Origin of the sequence: Methylobacterium sp. 285MFTsu5.1, assembly GCF_000383455.1 — a bacterium.
Taxonomy (GTDB): domain Bacteria; phylum Pseudomonadota; class Alphaproteobacteria; order Rhizobiales; family Beijerinckiaceae; genus Methylobacterium.
Genome location: NZ_KB911304.1, coordinates 1 through 21082, shown reverse-complemented (window position 1 = coordinate 21082; position 21082 = coordinate 1). Strand labels below are relative to the sequence as shown.

Sequence of the window (21082 nt, the reverse complement as noted above, 5' to 3'; positions counted from 1 at the left end):
GGACCATGGCGGCCAAGGATGAAGCGACGTGGCGGGTCGGCGTCCTGTTCTCCCGCAGCGGGGTGAGCGGCATCACCGAGACCGAGCACTTCCTCGGCACCGCCCTGGCGATCGAGGAGATCAACCGGGCGGGCGGCGTGCTCGGGCGCCCGATCGAGCCCGTCTGCTACGACCCCGCCGGCGACAACGACGCCTACCGCACCCTGGCCCGGCGGATGCTCGCCGAGGACGGGGTCGAGGTGGTGTTCGGCTGCTCGCTCTCGGCGAGCCGGAAGTCGGTCATGTCCACCGTGGAGCGGCACAACGGCCTGCTCTGGTACCCGTCGATCTACGAGGGCTTCGAGTACTCGGAGAACATCATCTACACCGGCGCGACCCTCAACCAGAACGTCTTCGCCCTGGCCGACTACCTGATGCAGGAGCACGGGCCGCGGATCTTCCTGATCGGCTCCGACTACATCTACCCGCGGGAATCGAACCGGGTCATGCGCGACCTGATCGAGGCGAAGGGCGGGACCATCGTGGGCGAGCTGTACGCGGCCCTCGACGCGGACGACGCGGCCCACGCCGCCATGATCGCGGCGATCCGCGACGCCGCTCCGGACGCGGTCTTCTCCACGGTGGTGGGGCGCGGCGCCGAGCGGCTCTACCGCGCCTACGCCGCGTCCGGCATCGACCGCGCCCGCTGCCCGATCGCCAGCCTCACCCTGGCGGAGGGCCAGATCCGCGCGATCGGCCCCGAGCACTGCACCGGCCACGTCCTCGCGGCGCCGTATTTCGGCGCGCTGCCCGGCGAGGAGAACCGGCGCTTCGTCGCCGCCTTCCAGGCCCGGTTCGGGCCTGAGCGCCCCACCAGCATGTGGTCGGAGACCGCCTACGCGCAGGTCCACCTCTTCGCCCGGGCGCTCGCGGAGGCCGGCACCCTCGACGCCGAGCGCCTCGGCGCGGCGGCCCTGCGGCAGCGCCTCGCGGCGCCGGAGGGCGAACTCGCCTTCGACGGCGAGACGCGCCACATCTGGCTCACCCCCGGCATCGGGGTCGCCCGCGCGGACGGGCAGTTCGACGTCGTCTGGCGGGCGCGGCGGCCGGTGCGGCCCGACCCGTACCTCGCGTGGTCCCGGTTCGAGACGAACTGGCTGGAGGAGGGGCTCGCCGCGTGACCGCCCCCGCCCGCAAGATCCTGGACGACCTGCGGCGCGCCCGCGCCCTCGTCATCCATCCCCGGGACGAGGAGGCCGCCGCTTTGCTGGAGCAGCTCCGCCGCCTCGGCTGCGCGGTCTCCCTGGCGTGGCCGCCGCCCGCCGCCCTGCCGGCCGACATCGACACGCTGTTCATCCAGCTCGACGACGCCCAGGTGATGCACCTGCTGCCGTCGATCGAGGCGATCGAGCCGGCGGTCATCGCCATCGTGGCCTACGAGAGCCCGACCTCGCTGAAGGCGATCGCGGACGTCAACGCCCACGGCGTGCTCAACAAGCCGCTCCACCCGCGGGGCGTGCTCACCCAGTTCGCCCTGGCCCGCTACCGGCGCGGTTACGAGGGCCGGCTCACCAGCAAGATCAACCGGCTGGAGGAGACCATGAAGGGCCGCCGCACCGTCGAGAAGGCGGTCCGGCTGCTCGTGGACCTGAACCGGATCGACGAGGACGCCGCCTACAAGATGCTCCGGGACCGGGCCACCGCCGCCCGTGTGCCGATGGCGAGCGTGGCCGAGAGCGTGGTCTCCGCCCACGAGGCGATGAGCGGACTCGGCCTGCGCATCGCGTTGGCGGAAAAGACTTGATCGCAGCAGCCTGCCGCATTTATGGTCTTGCGGTCTGTTTCGGGGTGCGTATCGTAGTCTAACCGGGCAAGGTTGCCCCGCAGCAGCAGTGCTGCACGACATCACGGCTTTGAAGCCTCTGGTTCGCGGATGATCTGTCTCCGCGCCCAGGGGCTTTTTGCGTTTCGGAGCTCTCATGGTCCAGGCGAACGATCCCGCGCGCCCGCCGATACGGGTGTCGTGCATCCAGTTCGAGCCGGAATTCGGCGCGGTCGACGCGAACATGGCGCGCGCGTCGGACCTCGTCCGCGCGGCCGCCGCCGAGGGCGGCCGGCTGATCGTGCTGCCGGAACTCGCGAGCACCGGCTACGTGTTCGAATCCGCCGCGGAGGCCGCCGCGCTGGCCGAGCCGGTGCCGGACGGCCCGACCACCCGCGCCTGGGCGGCGCTCGCCGCGGAGCTCGGCGTGCACATCGTGGCGGGCATCGCCGAGTCCGCCGGCGAGACCCTCTACAACGCCGCCGTGATCGTCGGGCCGGAGGGCTACATCGGCACCTACCGTAAGGCGCATCTCTGGGATCAGGAGAACGTGTTCTTCGCCAGGGGCGATCTCGGCTTCCCGGTCTTCGACACCGCGCTCGGGAAGGTCGGCGTCGCCATCTGCTACGACGGCTGGTTCCCCGAGACCTTCCGGCAGCTGGCGCTCGCCGGCGCCGAGATCGTCTGCATCCCGACCAACTGGGTGCCGATGCCCGACCAGCCCGACGGTGAGGCCGCCATGGCCAACACCCTGCACCGGGCCGCCGCGCACTCGAACGGCATCTTCATCGCCTGCGCCGACCGGGTCGGCGTCGAGCGCGGCCAGCCCTTCGAGGGGCAGAGCCTGATCATCGGCCCCAAGGGCTGGCCGCTCGCCGGCCCGGCGAGCCGCGACCGGACCGAGACCGTCTCGGCGCTGGTCGACCTCGACGCGGCCGGGCGCAAGGACCTCAACGCGTTCAACTCGCTCCTGCGCGACCGCCGCGCCGACATCTACGGCTGAGCCCGCTTCGCACCGTCGTCATCCAAGGAGTTCGTTCATGGTGAAATGGTCCCTCGTCGGCGCCGCCGCGCTCGCCCTCGCCGCCGCGCAGGCCGCCACGGCCGCGCAGGCCGCCGACGGCAAGCCGATCGTCATCGGCATCCCGATCGGCCTGTCGGGCGCCAACAGCGTCGTCGCCCCCTCGGTGGTGCAGTCGGCCGAGCTCGCCGTGGAGGAGATCAACGCCAAGGGCGGCGTCCTCGGCCGCAAGCTCGTCCTAGAGGTGGCCGACGACGCCTCGGGGGCGGCCGGCGCCCAGAAGGCCTTCGACAGCCTGATCTACCAGAAGAAGGTCGACGTCCTGATCTCGATGGAGACGAGCGCGGCCCGCAACGCCGGCCTGCCCGCCGTCACCAAGGGGAAGGTGCCGTACATCTACACCTCGTTCTACGAGGGCCATTCCTGCAACAAGAACATGTTCGTGGACGCCTGGGTGCCGGAGCAGCAGGTGCCGCCGGTGGTGGACGCCTTCAAGGCGAAGGGCGCCAAGACCTACTTCCTGATCGGCAGCGACTACGCCTTCGGCCGCGGCATGCTGGGCTTCGCCAAGAGCTACGTCGAGAAGACCGGCGGCAAGGTGGTCGGCGAGGAGTACCTGCCGATGGACGGCAGCGACTGGACGGCGATCATCTCCAAGCTGAAGGAGGCCAAGCCCGACGCGCTGATCACCTCGACGGCGGGCGGCGCGCCGAACGTGACGCTGACCAAGCAGCTGCGCGGCGCGGGCGTGTCGCTGCCCTTCGCCAACCTCGCGCTGGACGAGGGCACCGCCAAGAGCATGGGCGCGGACGCTGAGGGCGTCTACCTCTCGGCCTCCTACGTCACCGGGATCGACAGCCCGGAGAACAAGGCGTTCCTGGCGGCGATGCAGAAGAAGTTCGGCGCGGAGCTGCGCACGCCGAACGACCTCTCGGTGCCGGAATACGAGGCGATCTACCTCTACAAGGCCGCCGTCGAGAAGGCGGGCGGGACCGAGACCGCCAAGGTGCTGGAGGCGCTCCCGACCGTGAGCTTCACCGGGCCGCGGGGCACGATCACCATGAGCAAGCAGCACCACGCGCCGCTGACCATGTATCTCGGCCAGATCCAGAAGGACGGCACCGTGAAGGTCGCCGGCACCTTCAAGGACGTCGATCCCGGCGAGCAGTGCCCGAAGCTGCAGTGAGGGGCGGGGCACGAGGCCTCGCCCGGGCGGGCGACGATATCCACCCGTCTCGCGCCGACGTCGATGACGGAGCGCCACGTGCCCCCGCTCCCGTGCGGGAGAGGGTTGGGGTGAGGGATTAGACGCTCCAGGATCGAGTGCGCCGTCGTCGCGCTGTCTCGGACGAGACTTCTCCGGAGAGGTCACACCCCTCACCCTGTCCCTCTCCCGCACGGGAGAGGGGACCCGCGCCCGGTCCGGAAGCCGCGGTGCCGTGGTCGATACGTGACTCGGCAAGCCCGCAGAGGGGGAGGGGACCGTCGTCACCCGCCAAATCCCTCCCTCAGCCCGCGACGACACGCGCACCCGGAATCCCCGATGCTGCTCACCCTCGACATCCTGACCACGGCGGCGATCCTGTTCATCGTCGCGATCGGCCTCCTGGCGATCTTCGGCGTGCTCAAGATCATCAACTTCGCCCACGGGGCGTGGCTGACGGTCGGCGCCTACTGCGCGGTGGTGACCGCCAGGCTCGGGCTCAATCCGTGGCTCGCCCTGCCGCTCGCCTTCGTCGTCGGCGCGGCGCTCGGCGGGCTCGCCGAGCACTTCATCATCCGCCCGCTCTACCGGCGGCCGCTGGACGCGATTCTCGCCACCTGGGGGCTCGGCATCGTGGTCGGGCAGCTCATCACCCTGGCCTTCGGCCGGGACGTCCAGCTCACCCCGAACCTCTACGCCGGCACCGTCGCGTTCCTCGGCGTCGACTACTCGGCCTACCGCCTCGTGGCGCTCGGCATCGCGCTGGCGATCGGCACGCTGTTCGCGCTCACCATCGAGCGGACCCGGCTCGGCCTCTCGGCCCGGGCGGTGATCATGAACGAGACCCTGGCGCGCAGCCTCGGCATCGACACGGGCCGGGTGCGCCTCGTCGTGTTCATGCTCGGCGCCGGCTTCGCGGGCCTCGCCGGCGTCCTGCTCACGCCGCTCACCAGCGTCGATCCGAACATGGGCGTCTCCTGGCTGATCGGCGCCTTCATGCTGGTGATGGTCGCCGACGCCTCGTACCTGGCGCTCGCGGCGGCCTGCCTGGTCTTCGGGGCCGCGCAGGTCCTGATCAGCACCTTCGTGAGCCCGATCCTGGGCAGCATCGCCGTCGCGGTGCTCGCCGCCCTCGTGCTGCGGATCAGCCCGAAAGGTTTCTCCCGTGCTTGAGACCCTGCCCGTCGCCGAGCGTGCCGCCGCGGCGCCCCGCGGACGCCGCCTGTCCCGCGCCGCGCCCTTCGTGGTCGCGGGCCTGGCGGCGCTGGCCCTCTGGATCGCGCCGCTCGTCCTCGACACCTTCGCGGTCAACGTCCTGACCCGCTCGATGATCTACGCGGTGCTGGCCGTCACGGTGGACCTGCTCTGGGGCTTCGCGGGGATCCTGACCTTCGGCCAGGCGGCGTTCTTCGGCATCGGCGCCTACGCCACCGCGATGATCCTCGCCGCCTACGGGGCGACGCCGCTCGGGATCGCCGCGGCCATCGCGGCGGCGCTCGTCGCGCCGGCCCTGCTCGGCCTCGCGGTCGGCTGGCTGTCCTTCTACCACCGCTCGACCCCGCTCTACGCCTCGGTGATCTCGCTCGTCGTCCCGATCGTCGTCGTGCAGCTCATCTACGCGGGCGGGGAATGGACCGGCTCCAGCAGCGGCCTCGTCGGCTTCGACGTGCTGCCCTTCGAGACCGAGGGCTATTTCCGCCTCGCGGCCCTGTTCCTGATCGCCGTCACGCTGGCGGCCTGGATCCTGGTCCGGGCCGATGCCGGCCGTGCCCTCGTGGCGCTCCGGGACAACGAGGCGCGCTGCGCCTATCTCGGCCTCAACCCGCGGCGCCTGCAGATCCGGCTCACCGCGTCCCTCGCCGCGGTGGCGGGGCTCGCGGGCTTCCTGTTCGCCAACGCCTCGGGCGTGGTCGCGCCCGAGAATGCCGGCTTCCTGTTCGGCACCGAGCTGGTCATCTGGGTGGCGCTCGGCGGCCGCGGCACGCTGCTCGGCCCGGTGCTCGGCACCGTCGCGATCGACTACCTCGCGGCGAATCTCTCGGGCGACCTGCCGTTCCTCTGGCAGCTCCTCCTGGGCTCGGCCTTCGTGGTCATCATCATCCTGCTGCCGGGCGGCCTCGCCGACCTCGTCGGCCGCCTCTGGCGGGCGCTGCCGGTGGGCCGGCGGCAGCCGGCGCCGCCGCGCCTCGTCGCGCGGGCGGCCGGGACCGAGGCGGCCGGGCCGGAGGTGACCGGCACCGAGGCGACCGGGACCCCGATCCTCAAGGTCGAGAACCTCGCTAAGGCCTACGGCGCCCTGACGGTGCTGGAGGGCATCGACCTCGAGATCCGGGCGGGCGAGCTCGTCAGCCTCGTCGGGCCCAACGGCGCCGGCAAGACCACGCTGATGCGCTGCCTCAGCGACGGCACCGAGCCGTTCAAGGGCGCGATCGCCGTCGGCGGCACGCCGATCACCGGGCTGACGCCGAACCGGATCGTCGGCCTCGGCGTCGGGCGCAAGTTCCAGGTGGCGAGCGTGTTCGAGAGCCTGTCGGTGGCCGACTGCCTCCGCCTCGCCCGGGCGTCCCACGACGGCCTGAGCCCGGTCGGGCGGGCCGAGACGCTGGGCCTGCCGCAGCCCGCCCTCGACGTCCTGCGCATGACCGGCCTCGACCGCCAGCTGACGCAGCCGTCGCGCCTCCTGTCCCACGGCCAGAAGCAGGCGCTGGAGCTCGCCATGGTGGTGGCGCTGGAGCCGCGGCTGATCCTGCTCGACGAGCCCACCGCGGGCCTGACCAAGGCCGAGCGCACCACCATCGGGACCGTCCTCAAGGCGCTCACCGCCGAGGGCCGGATCGCCGCCGTGCTGGTCGAGCACGACCTCGATTTCGTGCGCGAGATCTCGTCGCGGATCGTGGTGCTGCACCAGGGCCGGCTGGTCCTGGACGGCACGGTCGAGGACGTCGTGGGCTCCGAACTGGTCCGGACCATCTACTCGGGAGGCGCCCATGGGTGAGGCAGCACGGCGGGCAGCACGGCAGATCGCGCCGGCGGGGGCCGCCCTCGCCCTCGACGGGGTGTCGAGCGGCTACGGCGCCGTCGCCATCGTGCGGGACGTGTCCCTCTCGGTCGGGCCGGGGGAGATCGTGGCGCTGCTGGGCAAGAACGGCATGGGCAAGACCACGCTGCTCAAGACCGTCCTGGGCATGGTGGCCCTGCGCGGCGGCGCCATCACGGTCGGGGGCCAGGCGCTCGCCGGCCTCACGCCGGCCAAGCTCAACGCGCTCGGCGTCGGCTACGCGCCGCAGGAGCAGCCCCTGTTCCAGGACCTGTCGATCCGCGACAACCTGCGCCTCGCGGTGCCCTCCGACCGGATGCTGCCGGAGGCGCTGGAGCGGCTGTTCGGCCATTTCCCGTTCCTGAAGGACCGGCTGGCCCAGCGGGCCGGCACCCTCTCGGGCGGCGAGCAGAAGATGCTGATCCTCGGGCGCGCCCTGATGCTGCGCCCGCGCCTCCTGCTGATCGACGAGATCTCCGAGGGCGTGCAGCCCTCCATGGTCGAGCGCCTGCGCGGCGTGCTCCAGGCCGAGCGGGCCGCGGGCGTGTCCATGCTGGTGGTGGAGCAGCACGTCGCCTTCGCGCTGGCGCTCGCCGATCGCTACGCCGTCCTCAAGCTCGGCGAGATCGTCGACAGCGGTCCGGCGCAGGCGCCGGACGCGCGGGCACGCGTCATCGACCATCTGGCGGTGTGAGGTCGACCCGGATCCGCCACCGTCATCGCGAGCGCAGCGAAGCGACCCAGGGTCGCGCCACGCTCCCGGACGGGGCGCTGCTGGATTGCTTCGCTGCGCTCGCAAAGACGGCGGTGGATCGGGAGCAGGGAGGAGGAAGCCGTAAGCGCATGAGAGAACTCAACACCTTCTCGATCGCCGCCCGCTGCCCGCGGACCGGCCAGCTCGGCGTCGCGGTGGCGAGCGCCGTCCCGGCGGTGGGCGGCCTGTGCCCGTTCCTCAGGGCCGGGATCGGGGCCGTCACCACCCAGTCCTGGGTGAACCCCTACCTCGCCGCCCGCATCCTCGACGGGCTGGCCGGCGGGCAGGATCCCGACGCCGCGCTGGCGGCGGCCCTCGCCACCGACGACCGTCCGGACCTGCGCCAGCTCGGCCTCGTCGACGGGCAGGGGCGGGCCGCCGCCTGGACCGGCGCCGGATGCACGCCGGCGGCCGGCCACCGCACCGGGCCCGGCTACGCGGTCCAGGGCAACATGCTCGCCGGGCCGGGCGTGGTCGACGCCATGGCGGCGGCCTTCGAGGGGAGCGCCGCCCAGGATCTCGACGAGCGGCTGATGCGCAGCCTGGAGGCCGGCGACGCGGCCGGCGGCGACCGGCGCGGCAAGCAGTCGGCGGCGCTCAAGATCGTCGCCGGCGAGGATTACCCGCACCTCGACCTGCGGGTCGACGAGCACGCCGAGCCCGTCGCCGAGCTGCGCCGGGTTCTCCTGGTCGCCCGCCGTCAGCTCGTGCCGTTCGTGGCCGGCATGCCCCGGAAGGACGGCCCGGCCGGCGCCCTGCCGGACGACGTCGTGGCGATGCTGCTCAGGCCTCCCGCCGAGCGGCCGGGCGCCGCCGGGGATGCAGCCCCCGACCTGCTGCGCGACGTCGTCGGCCTGCGCCAGGAGCCCCAGCGGGTCGCCCACCTGCTGGCGCAGTTCGCGCCGGTGCTCGCCGAGATCGCGCGGCTGCGCGACCTCGACCTCGCGGACATCCACCCGCCGGTCGTGTTCGATCCGACGCTCCCCTACCGCCGGGTGCCCCATGACGACCGCCGCGACTGACGCCCTCTGGCAAGCCCCGATCACCGAGCTCGCGCGGCGGATCGCGGCGCGGGAGCTGTCGAGCGCCGAGCTCGTCGGCGCCAGCCTCGACCGGATCGCGCGCCTCGACGGCGCCCTGAACAGCGTCGTCCACCTCTCGCCCGCGGCCCTCGACGCCGCGCGCGCGGCCGATGCCGAGATCGCCCGGACGGGGCCGCGCGGCCCGCTCCACGGCATCCCGATCGCCGTCAAGGACAACTACACCACCGCCGACATGCCGACCCGGGCCGGCACGGCTGTGGAGGCCCTGACCTTCCCGGCGGCCGACAGCCACGCCGTGGCGCGGCTGCGGGCGGCCGGCGCGGTGATCCTCGGCAAGACGCGGATGCACGAATTCGCCTGGGGCATGGTCACGCCGCCGACCCGCAACCCCTGGGACCCCGACCGGGTGCCCGGCGGCTCCAGCGGCGGCTCGGGCGCGGCGGTCGCGGGCCGCCTCTGCCCGGCCGCGCTCGGCTCGGACACGGGCGGCTCGATCCGGATCCCGGCCGCCCTGTGCGGGATCGTCGGGCTCAAGCCGACCTACGGCCGGGTCGGCCGGTCGGGGATCGTGCCGCATTCCTGGTCCCTCGACCATGCCGGGCCGCTGACCCTGACGGTGGCCGATGCCGCCCTGATGCTGCAGGCGCTCGCCGGCCCGGATGCCGGCGATCCCGCGGCCAGCGCGGCGCCGGTCCCCGACTACACGGCCGGGCTCGACCGGCCGATCCGGGGCCTGCGGGTCGCGGTGATCCGCAACCACTTCTTCGACGCAATCGACGACGACGTCGCCGCCGCCGTCGAGGCGGCGCTCCGCTTCCTCGAAGACCGGGGCTGCGCGGTGCGCGACGTCGCGGTGCCGTCCCTGCGCCACGGCCTCGGCGCCATCTACGCCATCGAGCTCGCCTCCTCGACCGCCTACCACGACCGCAGCCTCGCCCGGGGCCACGTGGCGGGCTTCGCCGCCGACGTCCGCGACCTCGTGGAGATGGGCCGGCTCGTGACCGGGCCGGACTACCTGCGGGCCGAGCAGGTGCGGGCCCTGATCATGGACGAGATGGCCGCCGTCCTGGCCGAGGCCGACGTGATCGTCGGCCCGGCCTCGCCGCTGACCGCGTGGCGGACGGACGAGTCGGCGGTGACGCTCGGCGGGCGCGCGGAGAGCGTGCTGGCGGCCTCCTGGCGCCTGACCTACCCGTTCAACCTCGCGGGCCTGCCCGCCATCGCGCTGCCCTGCGGCTTCGACCGGCGCGGCCTGCCGATCAGCCTCCAGATCGCCGCCCGGCCCTTCGCCGAGGCCGAGATCCTGCGCGTCGCCCACCAGTACGAGCGGGCGCACGCGTGGTGCTCCCGGGTGCCGCCCCTGGCCGGCTGAGGCGTCGCTCCCGTCCCGAACAGCTAAGCGGGACCGGGGCGGTCGATTGTACACAACCAATACCGTGCCGCATCGCGAATATCCGCGTGATCTACCGATCAATGCGCGTGGAACCCTTTCTCCGCCGCTGCCGTTGCTGGCTTCGATTGAAGTCAGGAGGCCAACCATGCGGACCATCATTCTCTCGGGCGCCCTGTTCGCGGCCCTGTGCGGCGCGGCGAGCGCCGAGGAGACCACCGTCATCCGCCGCGACGGGCCCGCCGTCGTCGACCACCGCGACACCGTCGTCGAGAAGCGCGAGGTCACCACCGGCAGCGTCGATTGCGGTTCGAAGACCGTCCACAAGGAGGACGGCATGGGCAACTCCAAGACCGTCCACAAGGAAGGCTGCAACTGATCCTCGGCGGACAGCCGCGCCCTGACGACCCTGGAGATCTCAGCATGACCAACAAGCTTCTTCTGTCGCTGGCGACGGCCGGCCTCCTCGCCCTCCCGGCGGCCGCCCAGGCGCAGGGCACCCTGCGGGGCGCGGCCGAGGGTGCGGCGGTCGGCGCCGACGCGGCCGGTCCGGTCGGCGGCATCGTCGGCGGCGCGGTCGGCGCGGCGACCGGCACGGTCGGCGGCATCCTGGGCGTCGACGACCGCCCGCGGTTCCGCAGCTACGTCCGCGAGCGCGGCGCGCGCTCCTACAGCTGGGGCGGCCCGGTCCGGGTCGGCACCGTGCTGCCGGAGGACAGCGTCACCTACTACGACGTGCCCACCGAGTACCGGGTGCGTCCGGGCTACCGCTACACCATCGTGAACGACCAGCCCGTCCTGGTCGATCGCGGCCACCGCATCGTCGAAGTCATCGACTGAGGGGGGCGGGGCGCCGGTTCGTCCGGCGCCCTCCGGCATCGTGACTCCTCCCGAACCCGCGGTGAAGGATCGGGAGACCTCGCCGTCTTTGCGAGCGCAGCGAAGCAATCCAGGGTCGCGCAGCATCGGCAAGCGTGGCGCCGACTTGATTGCTTCGCTGCGCTCGCAAGGACGGCCGACGCACGGATATCCCTGAGCGCGCGTCAGCCCCGCAGGAGTGCCGCCTCGGGCAGATGCAGCGTGATCCGGTACTCGGCGGCGTCGTGGCTGCGCGTCACGGTCGCTTCGAGCTGGCGCAGGGACATCTCCACCAGCATCGTCCCGAAACCTCGTCCGGGCCTCGGCTCCGGGACACGGGCCATCCGCTCGCACCAGTCCAGGACGAGTCCCGCCTCCTGCCGGTCCCAGGTGACCGACAGCGCGCCGTCGTCGGCCCCGAGCGCGCCGTACTTCACCGAGTTCGTCGCCCACTCGTGCAGGATCATCGCCAGCGACGACACGTGCCGCCAGTTGATCGCCACGAGGGGGCCCTCGATCACCGTGGGGACGTGGTCGCGGTACGGGCGCAGGGTCGCGCCGATCAGGCCCGCGAGATCGCTCATGCCCTGGCCGTCGGACGGGTCGGCCAGGGAATGCGCCCGCCCGAGGGCCGAGATGCGGTCGCGCATGTCGGTGGCGAAGACGCCGATCTCCCGGTGCGTGCGGGCGCCCGCCGAGATCATGCCGCCGATGATCGCGAACAGGTTCTTCACCCGGTGGTTCATCTCCCGCAGCATCAGGTCGCGGGTCTCGGCGAGCGCGTATTCGGGCGACACGTCGATGCAGACGCCGACGATCCGCTTCCGGTCGCCGCTCCGGGTCAGGCGCCCGTAACTGCGGATGTGCCGCGGCGCGTGGTCGGCGGCGCGCACGCGGATGCGCGCCTCGAACTCGTTTAGCCCGTGCGCCGCCTCGGACAGCGCCGCCTCGAAGCCGGGACGGTCCTCGGGCAGCACGCTGGCCGCCAGGGACGCGGTGGGGTGCGGGGTGTCGGGAGCGAGGCCGAACATCGTGCCGGCGATGCTGTCGACCACGACGGTCCCGGCATCCGGGCTGTATTCCCAGACGCCGATGCCCCCGGCCTTCACGGCCAGTTCCAGCCGCTCGCGCTCCGCGGCGAGCTGGCGCTCCAGCGACAGCGCCTCGGTGATGTCGGTGAGCACCAGGGTGGCGCCGTCGACGCTGCCGTTCTGCAGGCGGTAGGGCAGCACCCGCAGCGAGAGCGTGCGCTCCCCGTCCCGGGTGGCGACGCGCCGCTGGATCACCGAGCCGCCGGCGCAGACCTCCTGGGCGTCGTGCAGGTACTCGTGCCCGGCGAGCCGGCTCGACACGTCGGCGAGGGGGCGGCCGCGATCGCCCGGCTGCAGCGGGAAGATCGTGGTGGCCGACGTGGTGAAGCTGCGCACCTTCAGCTCGCGGTCGAGCACCACGACGGCGAGGTCGGTGGATTCGAAGAAATTGCGCAGGTCGGCATTGGCGATGGTGAGCTGCTCGACCTTGGTCTTCAGCTCGTCGTTGACCGTGGACAGCTCCTCGTTCGTCGACTGGAGCTCCTCGTTCATCGACATCATTTCTTCGTTGGAGCTCTTCAGCTCCTCGTTCGTCGTCTCCAGCTCCTCGACCGCCGAGCGCAGCTTGTAGCGGGTGCGCAGCAGCTCCTCTTCCAGCGCCTCGACGTGGTCGCCGCCGGCATCCATCTCGATCAGGTCGAGGTTGTCCGCCGCCCGGAAGGCGCCGGTGTCGCGCAGGACCAGGAGCATCGAGCCGTCGGGCAGGGGATCGCAGATCAGCTCCACCGGCTGGACGCCGTATTCCGAGCGGATCTCCACGTCGCGGACGACCACGCGCTTGCGCGCGTCGCGGGTCTGGCGGAGCAGCGGGCCGATGACGTCGCGCAGGCCCGGGCGCGCCAGGGTGATGGCGCTGGTGCCGCCGGTCCGGGTCACCGGGAAGTCGAAGTAGCGGCTCAGGCGCCCGTAGGCGGCGATGATGCCGCCGTCCTCGTTGAGCACCATGCTGGGCGGGGCGTAGCGCTCCATGACGCGGCGCACCGCCACGGTCTCGTCGGCGATCGAGGGCTCGCCGCGCCGCTCCTCGCGCCCGCCGCGCCGGGCCTCGCCCCGGCGGGCGCTCCCCGGCAGGTCGATCGGGTATTGCGGCGCGCCCGGCGGCCGCTCGAACAGGCGGGCGTGCTGGTCGATGACCGGGAACAGGTGCTCGAAGCGGCTGACGCTCTCCGAGGGGCCGAGGAACAGGTAGCCCCCCGGCCGGACCGCGTAGTGGAACAGCGGCACCACCGATTGCTGGAGGCGCTCGTCGAAGTAGATCAGCAGGTTGCGGCAGGACAGGAGGTCGACCCGCGAGAAGGGCGGGTCCTTGACCAGGCTGTGGCTGGAGAAGCGGATCAGGTCGCGGATCTCGGCCGCGACGGTGAAGCGCTCGGCGTGGAGGACGACGTAGCGCTCCCGCAGATGGGCCGGGATGTCGGCGAGCGCGGCGGCCGGGTAGGTCGCCTCCCGGGCGATCTGGAGCATGCGCTCGTCGATGTCGGTGGCGAAGATCTGGACCGCCGGCGGCAGGCCGAGGCGGCGGGCGGCGTCGGCGAACAGCATGGCGATGCTGTAGGCCTCCTCGCCGCTGGAGCAGCCCGGGATCCAGACCCGGATGTCCTCCTCGGGATCGCGGGTGCGCAGCAGGGGCTCCACCACGCGCTCCCGGAGGAGCTCGAACATCTCGGCGTCGCGGAAGAAGCGGGTGACGTTGATCAGGAGGTCGCGGAACAGCGCCTCGCACTCGGTCTTGTCGGCCCGGACGCGGCCGAGATAGGCCCGGCCGGACTCGAGCCCGAGGACGTGCATGCGCCGCTCGACCCGCCGGACCAGGGTGGTCCGCTTGTAGCCGGCGAAGTCGTGGCCCACCGCCGCGCGGATGACCCGGCAGAGGTCGTCGATGTGGTCGGCGACGAGGCGGGACTCGGCGTCGACGGCGTCGGTGCCGCGGCGGCGGAAGAAGGTGGTGAGGCAGTCGACGATCTCGCCCGGCGGCCGCACGAAGTCGACGAGGCTGGTCCCGACCGCCGAGAGCGGCATGCCGTCGTAGCGGGCGGTGTCGGGCTGCTGCACCACGCAGACGCCGCCGTGCTCCTTGATCGCCCGCAGGCCGGTCGTGCCGTCGGCCCCCGTGCCCGACAGGATCACGCAGGCGGCGTTGGCCTGCTGGTCGACCGCGAGCGACAGGAAGAAGTCGTCGATCGGCCGGCGCAGGCCCCGCGGCTGGACGAAGTGGGTGAGTTCGAGGACGCAGTTCTGGATGACGAGGCCCCGGCCGGGCGGGATGATGTAGACCTTGTCGCCCGCGATCCGCTCCCCGCCCTCGCACTGGAGCACCTCCAGCTCCGTCTGCCGGTCGAGGAGCTGCGCCAGCATGCTCTCGTGGTTGGGGTCGAGGTGCTGGACGATGACGAAGGCCATGCCGGTCGGCGGCCGGGCGCGCGCCAGCATCTCCCGCAGGGCCTCGAGCCCGCCCGCCGAGGCGCCGATGCCCACGACCGGCCCGGCGAAGGGCGGCGCCGTCACCGTGCCGGCGCCGTCCAGGACCTCCGAGGCCTCGCCTCCGGGGGCGTTAAGGAAATCCTGGTGCATCGAGATCCGCGAGCGTGAGCTTGGCCTGCGCGACCGTGGCGACCGTGTTGGCGATCGTCATCAGCGAGCCCTCGATGACGAGCCCACTCTCCGCAAGCGTCGGGGTCAGCCGGGACAGGGTCCGGCCCAGTTCTGCATCGTAGGCGGAAAGCAACTCGGGTTGCGAGCGGCTGACGTCGAATTGGGATGCGAAAAGGTAGCGCACCTCGCCCGAGAGCGCCTTCAGTTTGGACATGTACAGCAGGTTGACGAAGGGCTTCCCGTCCTTGCGGAAATTCACGATCGGCGTGCGCACCGTGTCCTGACGGTCGTTCTCCAGGAAGGCGTGGATCTTGGCCCGCGCCTCCCGGTTGTCGGCGTCGCGCTGGAGGAGGCGGCAATTGCGCCCGACGACCTCCGCGCCCGTGTAGCCGGTGAGCTGGTGGAACCGCTCGTTCACCAGGAGCAGGACGTTGTCGTCGCCCGCCGCGGCCAGCGCCAGGGCGATGTGGGATTTCTCGAAGAAGGTCGTGAGTTCGGCCGGGATGGTCTGCGTGTCCACGGTAGCTTCCCTGTCGCCTCCGTTCGGCGCGGCCCTGCCGGTCCGCTCCCGGGCCCGCCCGCCCGCCGGGCCCCGTGCCGAGGACGCCCGCGATGGTGCCCGCGAGGACGCCCTCATGGGCGCGCCGCCGCGGTATGGCAATGACGCCCGGGCCGGCGAACCCGTTCCGCACGTCCCTGCGACGCCGTGTGCCCCGGGGGCACCGCCCGCCCGGGGCCGTCCGGATCTCAGCCCTCGCCGCCGATGATGCCGCGGATGCGGGTCGCGAGCGCCTCCAGGGCGAAGGGCTTCGTCATCACCTGCATGCCGGGGCCGAGATGGCCGTGGTTGAGGGCGGCGTTCTCGGCGTAGCCGGTGATGAACAGGACCTTCAGGTCGGGCCGGTGCTGGCGGCCGGCATCGGCCATCTGGCGGCCGTTCATGCCGCCGGGCAGGCCGACATCGGTGATGAGCATGTCGACGCGCACGTCCGACTGGAGGACCTTCAGCCCCGAGGCGCCGTCCGCCGCCTCGATCGCCGCGTAGCCGAGATCCTCCAGCACCTCGGTGACCAGCATCCGCACGGTCGGCTCGTCGTCCACAACCAGGACCGTCTCGCCCTGCTCGGCGCGGGGCGCGTGGGCGAGGTCGGGCAGGATCACCTCGGCCTCCGCCTCGCCGAGATGGCGGGGCAGGTAGAGGCAGACCATCGTGCCCTGGCCGACCTCCGAGTAGATCCGGACCTGCCCGCCGGACTGCTTGGCGAAGCCGTAGATCATCGACAGGCCGAGGCCGGTGCCCTCGCCGATCGGCTTGGTGGTGAAGAACGGGTCGAAGGCCTTGGCGACCACGTCGGGGGTCATGCCGGTGCCGTTGTCCGAGACGCAGAGCGTCACGTACTGCCCCGGCTCCAGCTCGCGCTCCTGGGCGGCCCGGTGGTCGAGCCAGCGGTTGGCGGTCTCGATGACGATGCGCCCGCCCGCCGGCATCGCGTCCCGGGCGTTGATGCACAGGTTGAGCAGCGCGTTCTCGAGCTGGCTCGGATCGACCAGCGTCGGCCACAGGCCGCCGGCCCCGACCGACTCGATCGCCACCGCGGGGCCGACCGTGCGGCGCACGAGCTCCATCATGCCCTCGACCAGGCGGTTCGCGTCCGTCGGCTTCGGGTCGAGGGTCTGGCGGCGGGAGAAGGCCAGCAGGCGGTGGGTCAGGGCGGCGGCGCGCTTGGCCGCGCCCTGCGCCGCGCCGATGTAGCGGTCGAGGTCGCCGACCCGGCCCTGCAGCATCCGGGTCTGCATCAATTCCAGCGAGCCGACGATGCCGGCCAGCATGTTGTTGAAGTCGTGGGCGAGCCCGCCGGTGAGCTGGCCGACCGCCTCCATCTTCTGCGACTGGCGGAGGGCCTCCTCGGCGCGCATCAGCTCGGCCGTCCGCTCGGCGACCCGCTGCTCCAGGGTCTCGTTGAGGCTGCGCAGCGCCGCGGCGACGCGGTCCCGCTCGGCCTCGACGGCGCGGCGCTCGTCCACGTCGATCAGGACCCCGGGGAAGCTCAGGGGCGTGCCGTCGGGCGCGTGGTCGACGCGGCCGTTGGCCTCCAGCCAGTAGTAGCGCCCGTCCGCCCGGCGGACCCGGTACTGGTGCGCGTAGGCGCCGCCCCGGGCGACGGCCGCGTTGATGGCCGCGGCCAGCCCGGGCTGGTCGTCCGGATGCACGGTCGCGACGATCCGGGCGAGCGGGATGCCGTCCCGGCCCAGCGCCGGGTCGAGGCCGAAGCTGCGGGCGAAGCCCTCGTCGACCGTGAACCGGTCGCTCGGCAGGTCCCAGTGCCACGTGCCGATGATGGCGCCGGCCGCGAGGGCGAGCTGCACGCGCTCGATGTTGGTCCGGGCGAGCGCCTCGCTGGCGCGCAGGGCGTCCTCCGCCTGCCGGCGCGCGGTGATGTCCCGGAACAGCACCGAGACCTGGCGCCGGCTCGCCGGCCCGATCCGGGCGGCCGAGACGTCGATGAAGCGGTCGGCCTGGGCGAAGAAGCGCTCGAACCGGATCGGGACACCGGTGCGGAGCACGCCGCCGTAGAGCTCGAGCCAGGCCTCCGCGTCCTCGGCCGACACGAGGTCGCGCAGCGTCCGCCCGACGATGCCGGCGATGCCGGTGTGGCGCTCGTAGCCGGGATTGGCCTCGACGTGGACGTAGTCGCTCAGCGGGCCGTGCGAGCCGTCGAAGAACTCGATGATGCAGAAGCCGTCGTCGATGGCCTCGAACAGCGTCCGGTAGCGCTCCTCGCCGGCGCGCAGGGCGTCGCGGGCCTCGCGCTGCTCGGTGATGTCGCGCGCCACCCCGGAGAACCGCACCGGCCGCCCCGCGGCGTCGCGCTCGATCTCCCCCTGCCGGGCGATCCAGCGAATCTCGCCGGTATCCGGCCGCCGGATCCGGTAGGCGACGTCCCGCGGGGGGTCGCCGCGGCGCCGGCTCGCCGCCGTCGAGACGAGGGCCCGGTCCTCCGGCAGGATCAGCGCCTCGACCAGCTCGGCCGGGTAGGTGTCGCGCTCCGGCAGGCCGTAGAGCCGGCAGAATTGCGGGGTCGGGTGCAGGAGCCCGTCCGCGACCCCCACGGTGAACAGGCCGATCCCGCCCGCCTCCTGCGCCCGCAGCAGGCGCGCCTCGGCCTCCCGGAGGGCGAGGCCGGCCCCGGACAGGTCGGCGGGGGGCTGCGGGAGCGTCGGGGCGTCCGCCTCAGCGCCGGTGGCGGCCGCCCGCGCCCGGAGTCCGGCGGCCTCCGCCTCCAGCGCGCGGGCGCGCCGCAGGAGCGCCTCGGTCCCCGTCTCGTCCACGCTCAGCGCCCGTGCGTCGCGATGGACTCCCCCGCCAGCCGCGCGGGGCGGTCGGGGCGGATCGCCAAAATCGGGAGGGCGGGGGATACGGGCACGGGGCTGGCGCTGCGACAGAGGGGCGGGGCGTGGGCGCCTTCTGCCGGAAACGGACCTGGGACGCCACGGGACCGGACCATAACGCGCGGAAACCGCTAAGGCTGCGTCGGCCGGCCCGGCGGGCGACGGGGGCCGCCGGCTACGGCTCGGCGAGGCGGCAGGTGGCGCTGCTCGCGCGGGGCCAGCCGTAGTAGATCGTCTCGGCCTGCACGTCGGCGAGGCTCACGACCTCCGGCACCGAGGCCTGCTGCGTGTCGAGCACCGTCCCGCCGGCCCCCGTGAAGGTGCACAGCACGGTCACGTTCGTCGCGAGGTCCGGGCCGGTGTTGCGCAGGTTGACCATCGCCCGCTGCGGCTCGTGCGAGTCCGGCGGCGTGTGCAGCCGGGTCTCCCGCAGGACCAGGGCGGCGTCGGCCCGCGCCGGCGGGGCGAACGCGACGACCAGGCCGGCAGCCAGGAAGGCGCCGGCCCACCGCGACGACTGCATCCTGCGCATGGTCGGTCCATCCTCTCCTCGTGCCGGGCCTCGGTGCCGGATCCCGGTACAGGGTCCCGGGCCCGGCACCCGCCTCGATCCAACTTGTAACCCGGGTTCCGGGTTCGGCGTCAGCCGCCGCCCGCCCGACGCGAGGCCGCCCCTGGGACCGGGCCGATCCATCCTCAGTTGCGCAGCGGCTCGGCGTCGATCTGCATCCGGTAGATCGTCGTCGGGAACTTGACCGTCGAGGCCGCGCCGCCGCTCATCGCCGGTGTGCGGTTCATCTGCGCCGCCGGGATCCACAGGCCGCCCTGCTCGTCGATCCACATCGCGTCGACCCAGACGAGCCGCGGGTCCTGCACCAGCGTGCTCATCGTCCCGTCCGGCGCGATCTTGAGGATCCGCAGGCCGTCCGTGTCGCTCGCGTAGATGGTGCCGCCCGCGTCGATGGCGGTGCCGCCCGTCGCCACCGTGGCGGCGTGGAGCTTCACGTGCCGGGCGCGCTCGTCGTCGCTCACGGCCGCGTCGTCGAGGTACCGGGTCTCGATGCTGTAGAGCGGCCCGGTGCACGCTTGGTAGTAGAAGGTCTTGCCGTCCGGCGAGACTTCCAGCTGGTCGGCGTGGATGAAGAGCAGCTTGTCCTTGTCGTCCCGGAGCACGCGGCCCTGGCCGGTCAGCGGGCGCTGCGCGATCGTCGACCAGTGTCCGTCGAGCACCCGCCGGAGGCCGCCGGTCTCGCGGTCGAGGACGATCAGACCGGGCTGGCCGGCATCCGTCAGGTAGATGTGGCCGCCGTTGAACCGGAAATCGTCGATGAAGCTCTTCTCGGTGGTCGCCGCCTGCAGCGGGTAGACCCTGCGCACGGCGTTCGTGGCGAGGTCGATCTGCACGAGCTTCGGGCCGCCCGGCAGCGGCGCAGCGCCCATGCCGGGCGCGCCCTTGTCGACCACCCAGAGATCCCCGTCCGGCCCGATCCGGATGGCGTTGACCGCCACGAAGGCCTTGGCCGGGTCGTCACCCGTCTTCCAGGCGTTCCAGGCCGCGTCGGGGTACGGGACCGCCTTGCCGTCCCGCCACTCGCCGAGCTCGATCCCCTTGTCCTGGCTCTGCCGCTGGAACGGCGAGAACAGCCGGCCGTCCGCGGACCGGGTGATGCCGTTGAAGACGAGGTCGTTCGACTCCACCATCGGCTTCAGGGCGTCGGACCCGGCCGGCGCCTCGGCGGCGCGGCCGGGCGCGCCGAGGCCGGCGGCCAGCAGGAGGGCGAGGAGCGTGGCGCGCATGGTGGGTTCCCGGTCCGGCGGTGAGGCGTCTCGCCCGGTAAGCCCGCGGGGCGCGCGGTGTTCCGGTCCGGTCCCATCGGCCGCAGTCGTGAGTCCGGCGCGGGTCTGGCGCGGGTCCGTTCCGGGGACGCCTGCGACGCTTCGCCGGGGCTGGATCCGGCCGAGAACAGAACATATAGTGAACACAGGGTGAGCGCCGCGCGGGGCGGCCGAGGAGGAGCGAGGGATGGCCAAGTACCGGTTCCACTGCACCAACGGCCTCGAATGCGTGTTCGACGCCCGCGGCACCGAGGTCCGCGCGACGGCGCGCCTCGTCGACCGCGCCCGCAAGGTCGCCTCCGACGTGCGGCGCTCGCTGGCCAACCGCACCGACTGGGCCGAGTGGCGGGTGAGCGTGCACGACCTCTCGGGCCGGCGGGTTCTGGTGCAGCCCTTCGTGCAGCCCTTCGAGAAGGCGTCGGGTCGCGCCAGGGCGGCCTGAATGGCGACGCCGATCAGGACGGTCGCGCAGGGGTCCGGTGCGGCGGCCGCGGAGCCGGATCAGACGATCCGCCCCCTGAGCCTGTCCGAGTTCATCGGTCAGCGCGCGGCGCGGGCGAACATGCAGGTGTTCATCGAGGCGGCGAGGAAGACCGGGCAGGCGCTCGACCACGTGCTGTTCGTCGGGCCGCCGGGCCTGGGCAAGACCACGCTGGCTCAGATCGTGGCGCGCGAGCTCGGCGTGAACTTCCGCTCGACCTCCGGGCCGGTGATCGCCAAGGCCGGGGATCTGGCCGCCCAGCTCACCAACCTGGAGGAGCGCGACGTCCTGTTCATCGACGAGATCCACCGGCTCAACCCGGCGGTCGAGGAGATCCTCTACCCGGCCATGGAGGATTACCAGCTCGACCTGATCATCGGCGAGGGCCCGGCGGCGCGCTCGGTCAAGATCGAGCTGCCGAAGTTCACGCTGGTCGGCGCCACGACGCGGGCGGGGCTGCTGACGACGCCGCTGCGCGACCGGTTCGGCATCCCGATCCGCCTGGAGTTCTACGAGATCGACGAGCTGGAGCAGATCGTGGCGCGCGGCGCGCGGGTGCTGGGCCTGGGCATGTCGGCGGAGGG

Annotated in this window: 18 protein-coding genes; 13 read left to right on the top strand and 5 right to left on the bottom strand. The window is 72.7% G+C overall.

The genetic code is table 11. From position 1 onward, the window contains the following. The first annotated feature begins 5 nt into the window (after positions 1–5). From H288_RS0128900 to H288_RS0128850, 11 genes are all read left to right on the top strand, one after another. The gene (locus tag H288_RS0128900) at positions 6–1160 is read left to right on the top strand and encodes a transporter substrate-binding domain-containing protein (protein ID WP_020096064.1); all 1155 of its coding nucleotides are present in this window, start codon (positions 6–8) and stop codon (positions 1158–1160) included. Next, positions 1157–1783: an ANTAR domain-containing protein gene (locus H288_RS0128895; RefSeq protein ID WP_020096063.1), complete on the top strand. Its 627-nt coding sequence runs from the start codon at positions 1157–1159 to the stop codon at positions 1781–1783. Before H288_RS0128900 ends, H288_RS0128895 begins: the two co-directional genes overlap by 4 nt. Before the next feature lie 175 nt (positions 1784–1958). Further along, a complete protein-coding gene (locus H288_RS0128890; protein ID WP_020096062.1) occupies positions 1959–2804 on the top strand; it encodes a nitrilase family protein in 846 nt (281 codons plus the stop codon). Between the two features lie 37 nt (positions 2805–2841). Beyond that, on the top strand, positions 2842–4008 hold the full coding sequence (locus H288_RS0128885) for a substrate-binding protein (RefSeq protein ID WP_020096061.1): 1167 nt from the start codon (positions 2842–2844) through the stop codon (positions 4006–4008). A gap of 357 nt (positions 4009–4365) precedes the next feature. Then, complete coding sequence (locus H288_RS0128880; protein WP_020096060.1) at positions 4366–5199, top strand: branched-chain amino acid ABC transporter permease; 834 nt, start codon at positions 4366–4368, stop codon at positions 5197–5199. After that, a complete protein-coding gene (locus H288_RS0128875; RefSeq protein WP_020096059.1) occupies positions 5192–7021 on the top strand; it encodes an ATP-binding cassette domain-containing protein in 1830 nt (609 codons plus the stop codon). The genes H288_RS0128880 and H288_RS0128875 overlap by 8 nt, the downstream gene beginning before the upstream one ends. Beyond that, on the top strand, positions 7014–7757 hold the full coding sequence (locus tag H288_RS0128870; protein WP_020096058.1) for an ABC transporter ATP-binding protein: 744 nt from the start codon (positions 7014–7016) through the stop codon (positions 7755–7757). The genes H288_RS0128875 and H288_RS0128870 overlap by 8 nt, the downstream gene beginning before the upstream one ends. 149 nt (positions 7758–7906) lie before the next feature. After that, a complete protein-coding gene (locus tag H288_RS0128865) occupies positions 7907–8839 on the top strand; it encodes a DUF1028 domain-containing protein (protein WP_020096057.1) in 933 nt (310 codons plus the stop codon). Continuing rightward, a complete protein-coding gene (locus tag H288_RS0128860) occupies positions 8820–10232 on the top strand; it encodes an amidase (protein WP_020096056.1) in 1413 nt (470 codons plus the stop codon). Before H288_RS0128865 ends, H288_RS0128860 begins: the two co-directional genes overlap by 20 nt. A 166-nt stretch (positions 10233–10398) precedes the next feature. Then, complete coding sequence (locus H288_RS0128855; protein ID WP_020096055.1) at positions 10399–10629, top strand: hypothetical protein; 231 nt, start codon at positions 10399–10401, stop codon at positions 10627–10629. Between the two features lie 44 nt (positions 10630–10673). Further along, positions 10674–11090, top strand: coding sequence for a DUF1236 domain-containing protein (locus H288_RS0128850; protein WP_020096054.1), 417 nt, complete (start codon positions 10674–10676; stop codon positions 11088–11090). A gap of 203 nt (positions 11091–11293) precedes the next feature. Here the strand turns inward: H288_RS0128850 and H288_RS0128845 are convergent, their stop codons facing one another. The 5 genes from H288_RS0128845 to H288_RS0128825 form a co-directional block, all read right to left on the bottom strand. Beyond that, on the bottom strand, positions 11294–14770 hold the full coding sequence (locus tag H288_RS0128845) for a CheR family methyltransferase (RefSeq protein WP_020096053.1): 3477 nt from the start codon (positions 14768–14770) through the stop codon (positions 11294–11296). Next, a complete protein-coding gene (locus H288_RS0128840; RefSeq protein ID WP_020096052.1) occupies positions 14751–15311 on the bottom strand; it encodes a PAS domain-containing protein in 561 nt (186 codons plus the stop codon). The genes H288_RS0128845 and H288_RS0128840 overlap by 20 nt, the downstream gene beginning before the upstream one ends. A gap of 227 nt (positions 15312–15538) precedes the next feature. Continuing rightward, positions 15539–18121, bottom strand: coding sequence for a PAS domain-containing protein (locus tag H288_RS0128835; RefSeq protein WP_020096051.1), 2583 nt, complete (start codon positions 18119–18121; stop codon positions 15539–15541). A 235-nt stretch (positions 18122–18356) separates the two neighbouring features. Continuing rightward, positions 18357–18713, bottom strand: coding sequence for a hypothetical protein (locus H288_RS0128830; RefSeq protein WP_026605381.1), 357 nt, complete (start codon positions 18711–18713; stop codon positions 18357–18359). 164 nt (positions 18714–18877) lie between these two features. Beyond that, positions 18878–19978, bottom strand: a complete 1101-nt coding sequence (locus H288_RS0128825; protein ID WP_020096049.1) for an L-dopachrome tautomerase-related protein — start codon at positions 19976–19978, stop codon at positions 18878–18880. Between the two features lie 226 nt (positions 19979–20204). On the opposite strand from H288_RS0128825, the gene H288_RS0128820 reads away from it, so the two are divergent. Further along, positions 20205–20459 carry a hypothetical protein gene (locus H288_RS0128820; protein ID WP_020096048.1) on the top strand — a complete coding sequence of 85 codons (255 nt, stop codon included), beginning with the start codon at positions 20205–20207 and terminating at the stop codon, positions 20457–20459. Continuing rightward, positions 20460–21082: Holliday junction branch migration DNA helicase RuvB (gene ruvB, locus H288_RS0128815; protein WP_020096047.1), on the top strand; the 623-nt coding region annotated here is incomplete at its 3' end.

Excerpts from the sequence above, each read along its gene's own strand:
- H288_RS0128900 (WP_020096064.1), top strand. The coding sequence starts at position 6 with ATGGCGGCCAAGGATGAAGCGACGTGGCGGGTCGGCGTCCTGTTCTCC.
- H288_RS0128890 (WP_020096062.1), top strand. The coding sequence starts at position 1,959 with ATGGTCCAGGCGAACGATCCCGCGCGCCCGCCGATACGGGTGTCGTGC.
- H288_RS0128885 (WP_020096061.1), top strand. The coding sequence starts at position 2,842 with ATGGTGAAATGGTCCCTCGTCGGCGCCGCCGCGCTCGCCCTCGCCGCC.
- H288_RS0128880 (WP_020096060.1), top strand. The coding sequence starts at position 4,366 with ATGCTGCTCACCCTCGACATCCTGACCACGGCGGCGATCCTGTTCATC.
- H288_RS0128870 (WP_020096058.1), top strand. The coding sequence starts at position 7,014 with ATGGGTGAGGCAGCACGGCGGGCAGCACGGCAGATCGCGCCGGCGGGG.
- H288_RS0128865 (WP_020096057.1), top strand. The coding sequence starts at position 7,907 with ATGAGAGAACTCAACACCTTCTCGATCGCCGCCCGCTGCCCGCGGACC.
- H288_RS0128860 (WP_020096056.1), top strand. The coding sequence starts at position 8,820 with ATGACGACCGCCGCGACTGACGCCCTCTGGCAAGCCCCGATCACCGAG.
- H288_RS0128855 (WP_020096055.1), top strand. The coding sequence starts at position 10,399 with ATGCGGACCATCATTCTCTCGGGCGCCCTGTTCGCGGCCCTGTGCGGC.
- H288_RS0128850 (WP_020096054.1), top strand. The coding sequence starts at position 10,674 with ATGACCAACAAGCTTCTTCTGTCGCTGGCGACGGCCGGCCTCCTCGCC.
- H288_RS0128845 (WP_020096053.1), bottom strand. The coding sequence starts at position 14,770 with ATGCACCAGGATTTCCTTAACGCCCCCGGAGGCGAGGCCTCGGAGGTC.
- H288_RS0128830 (WP_026605381.1), bottom strand. The coding sequence starts at position 18,713 with ATGCGCAGGATGCAGTCGTCGCGGTGGGCCGGCGCCTTCCTGGCTGCC.
- H288_RS0128825 (WP_020096049.1), bottom strand. The coding sequence starts at position 19,978 with ATGCGCGCCACGCTCCTCGCCCTCCTGCTGGCCGCCGGCCTCGGCGCG.
- H288_RS0128820 (WP_020096048.1), top strand. The coding sequence starts at position 20,205 with ATGGCCAAGTACCGGTTCCACTGCACCAACGGCCTCGAATGCGTGTTC.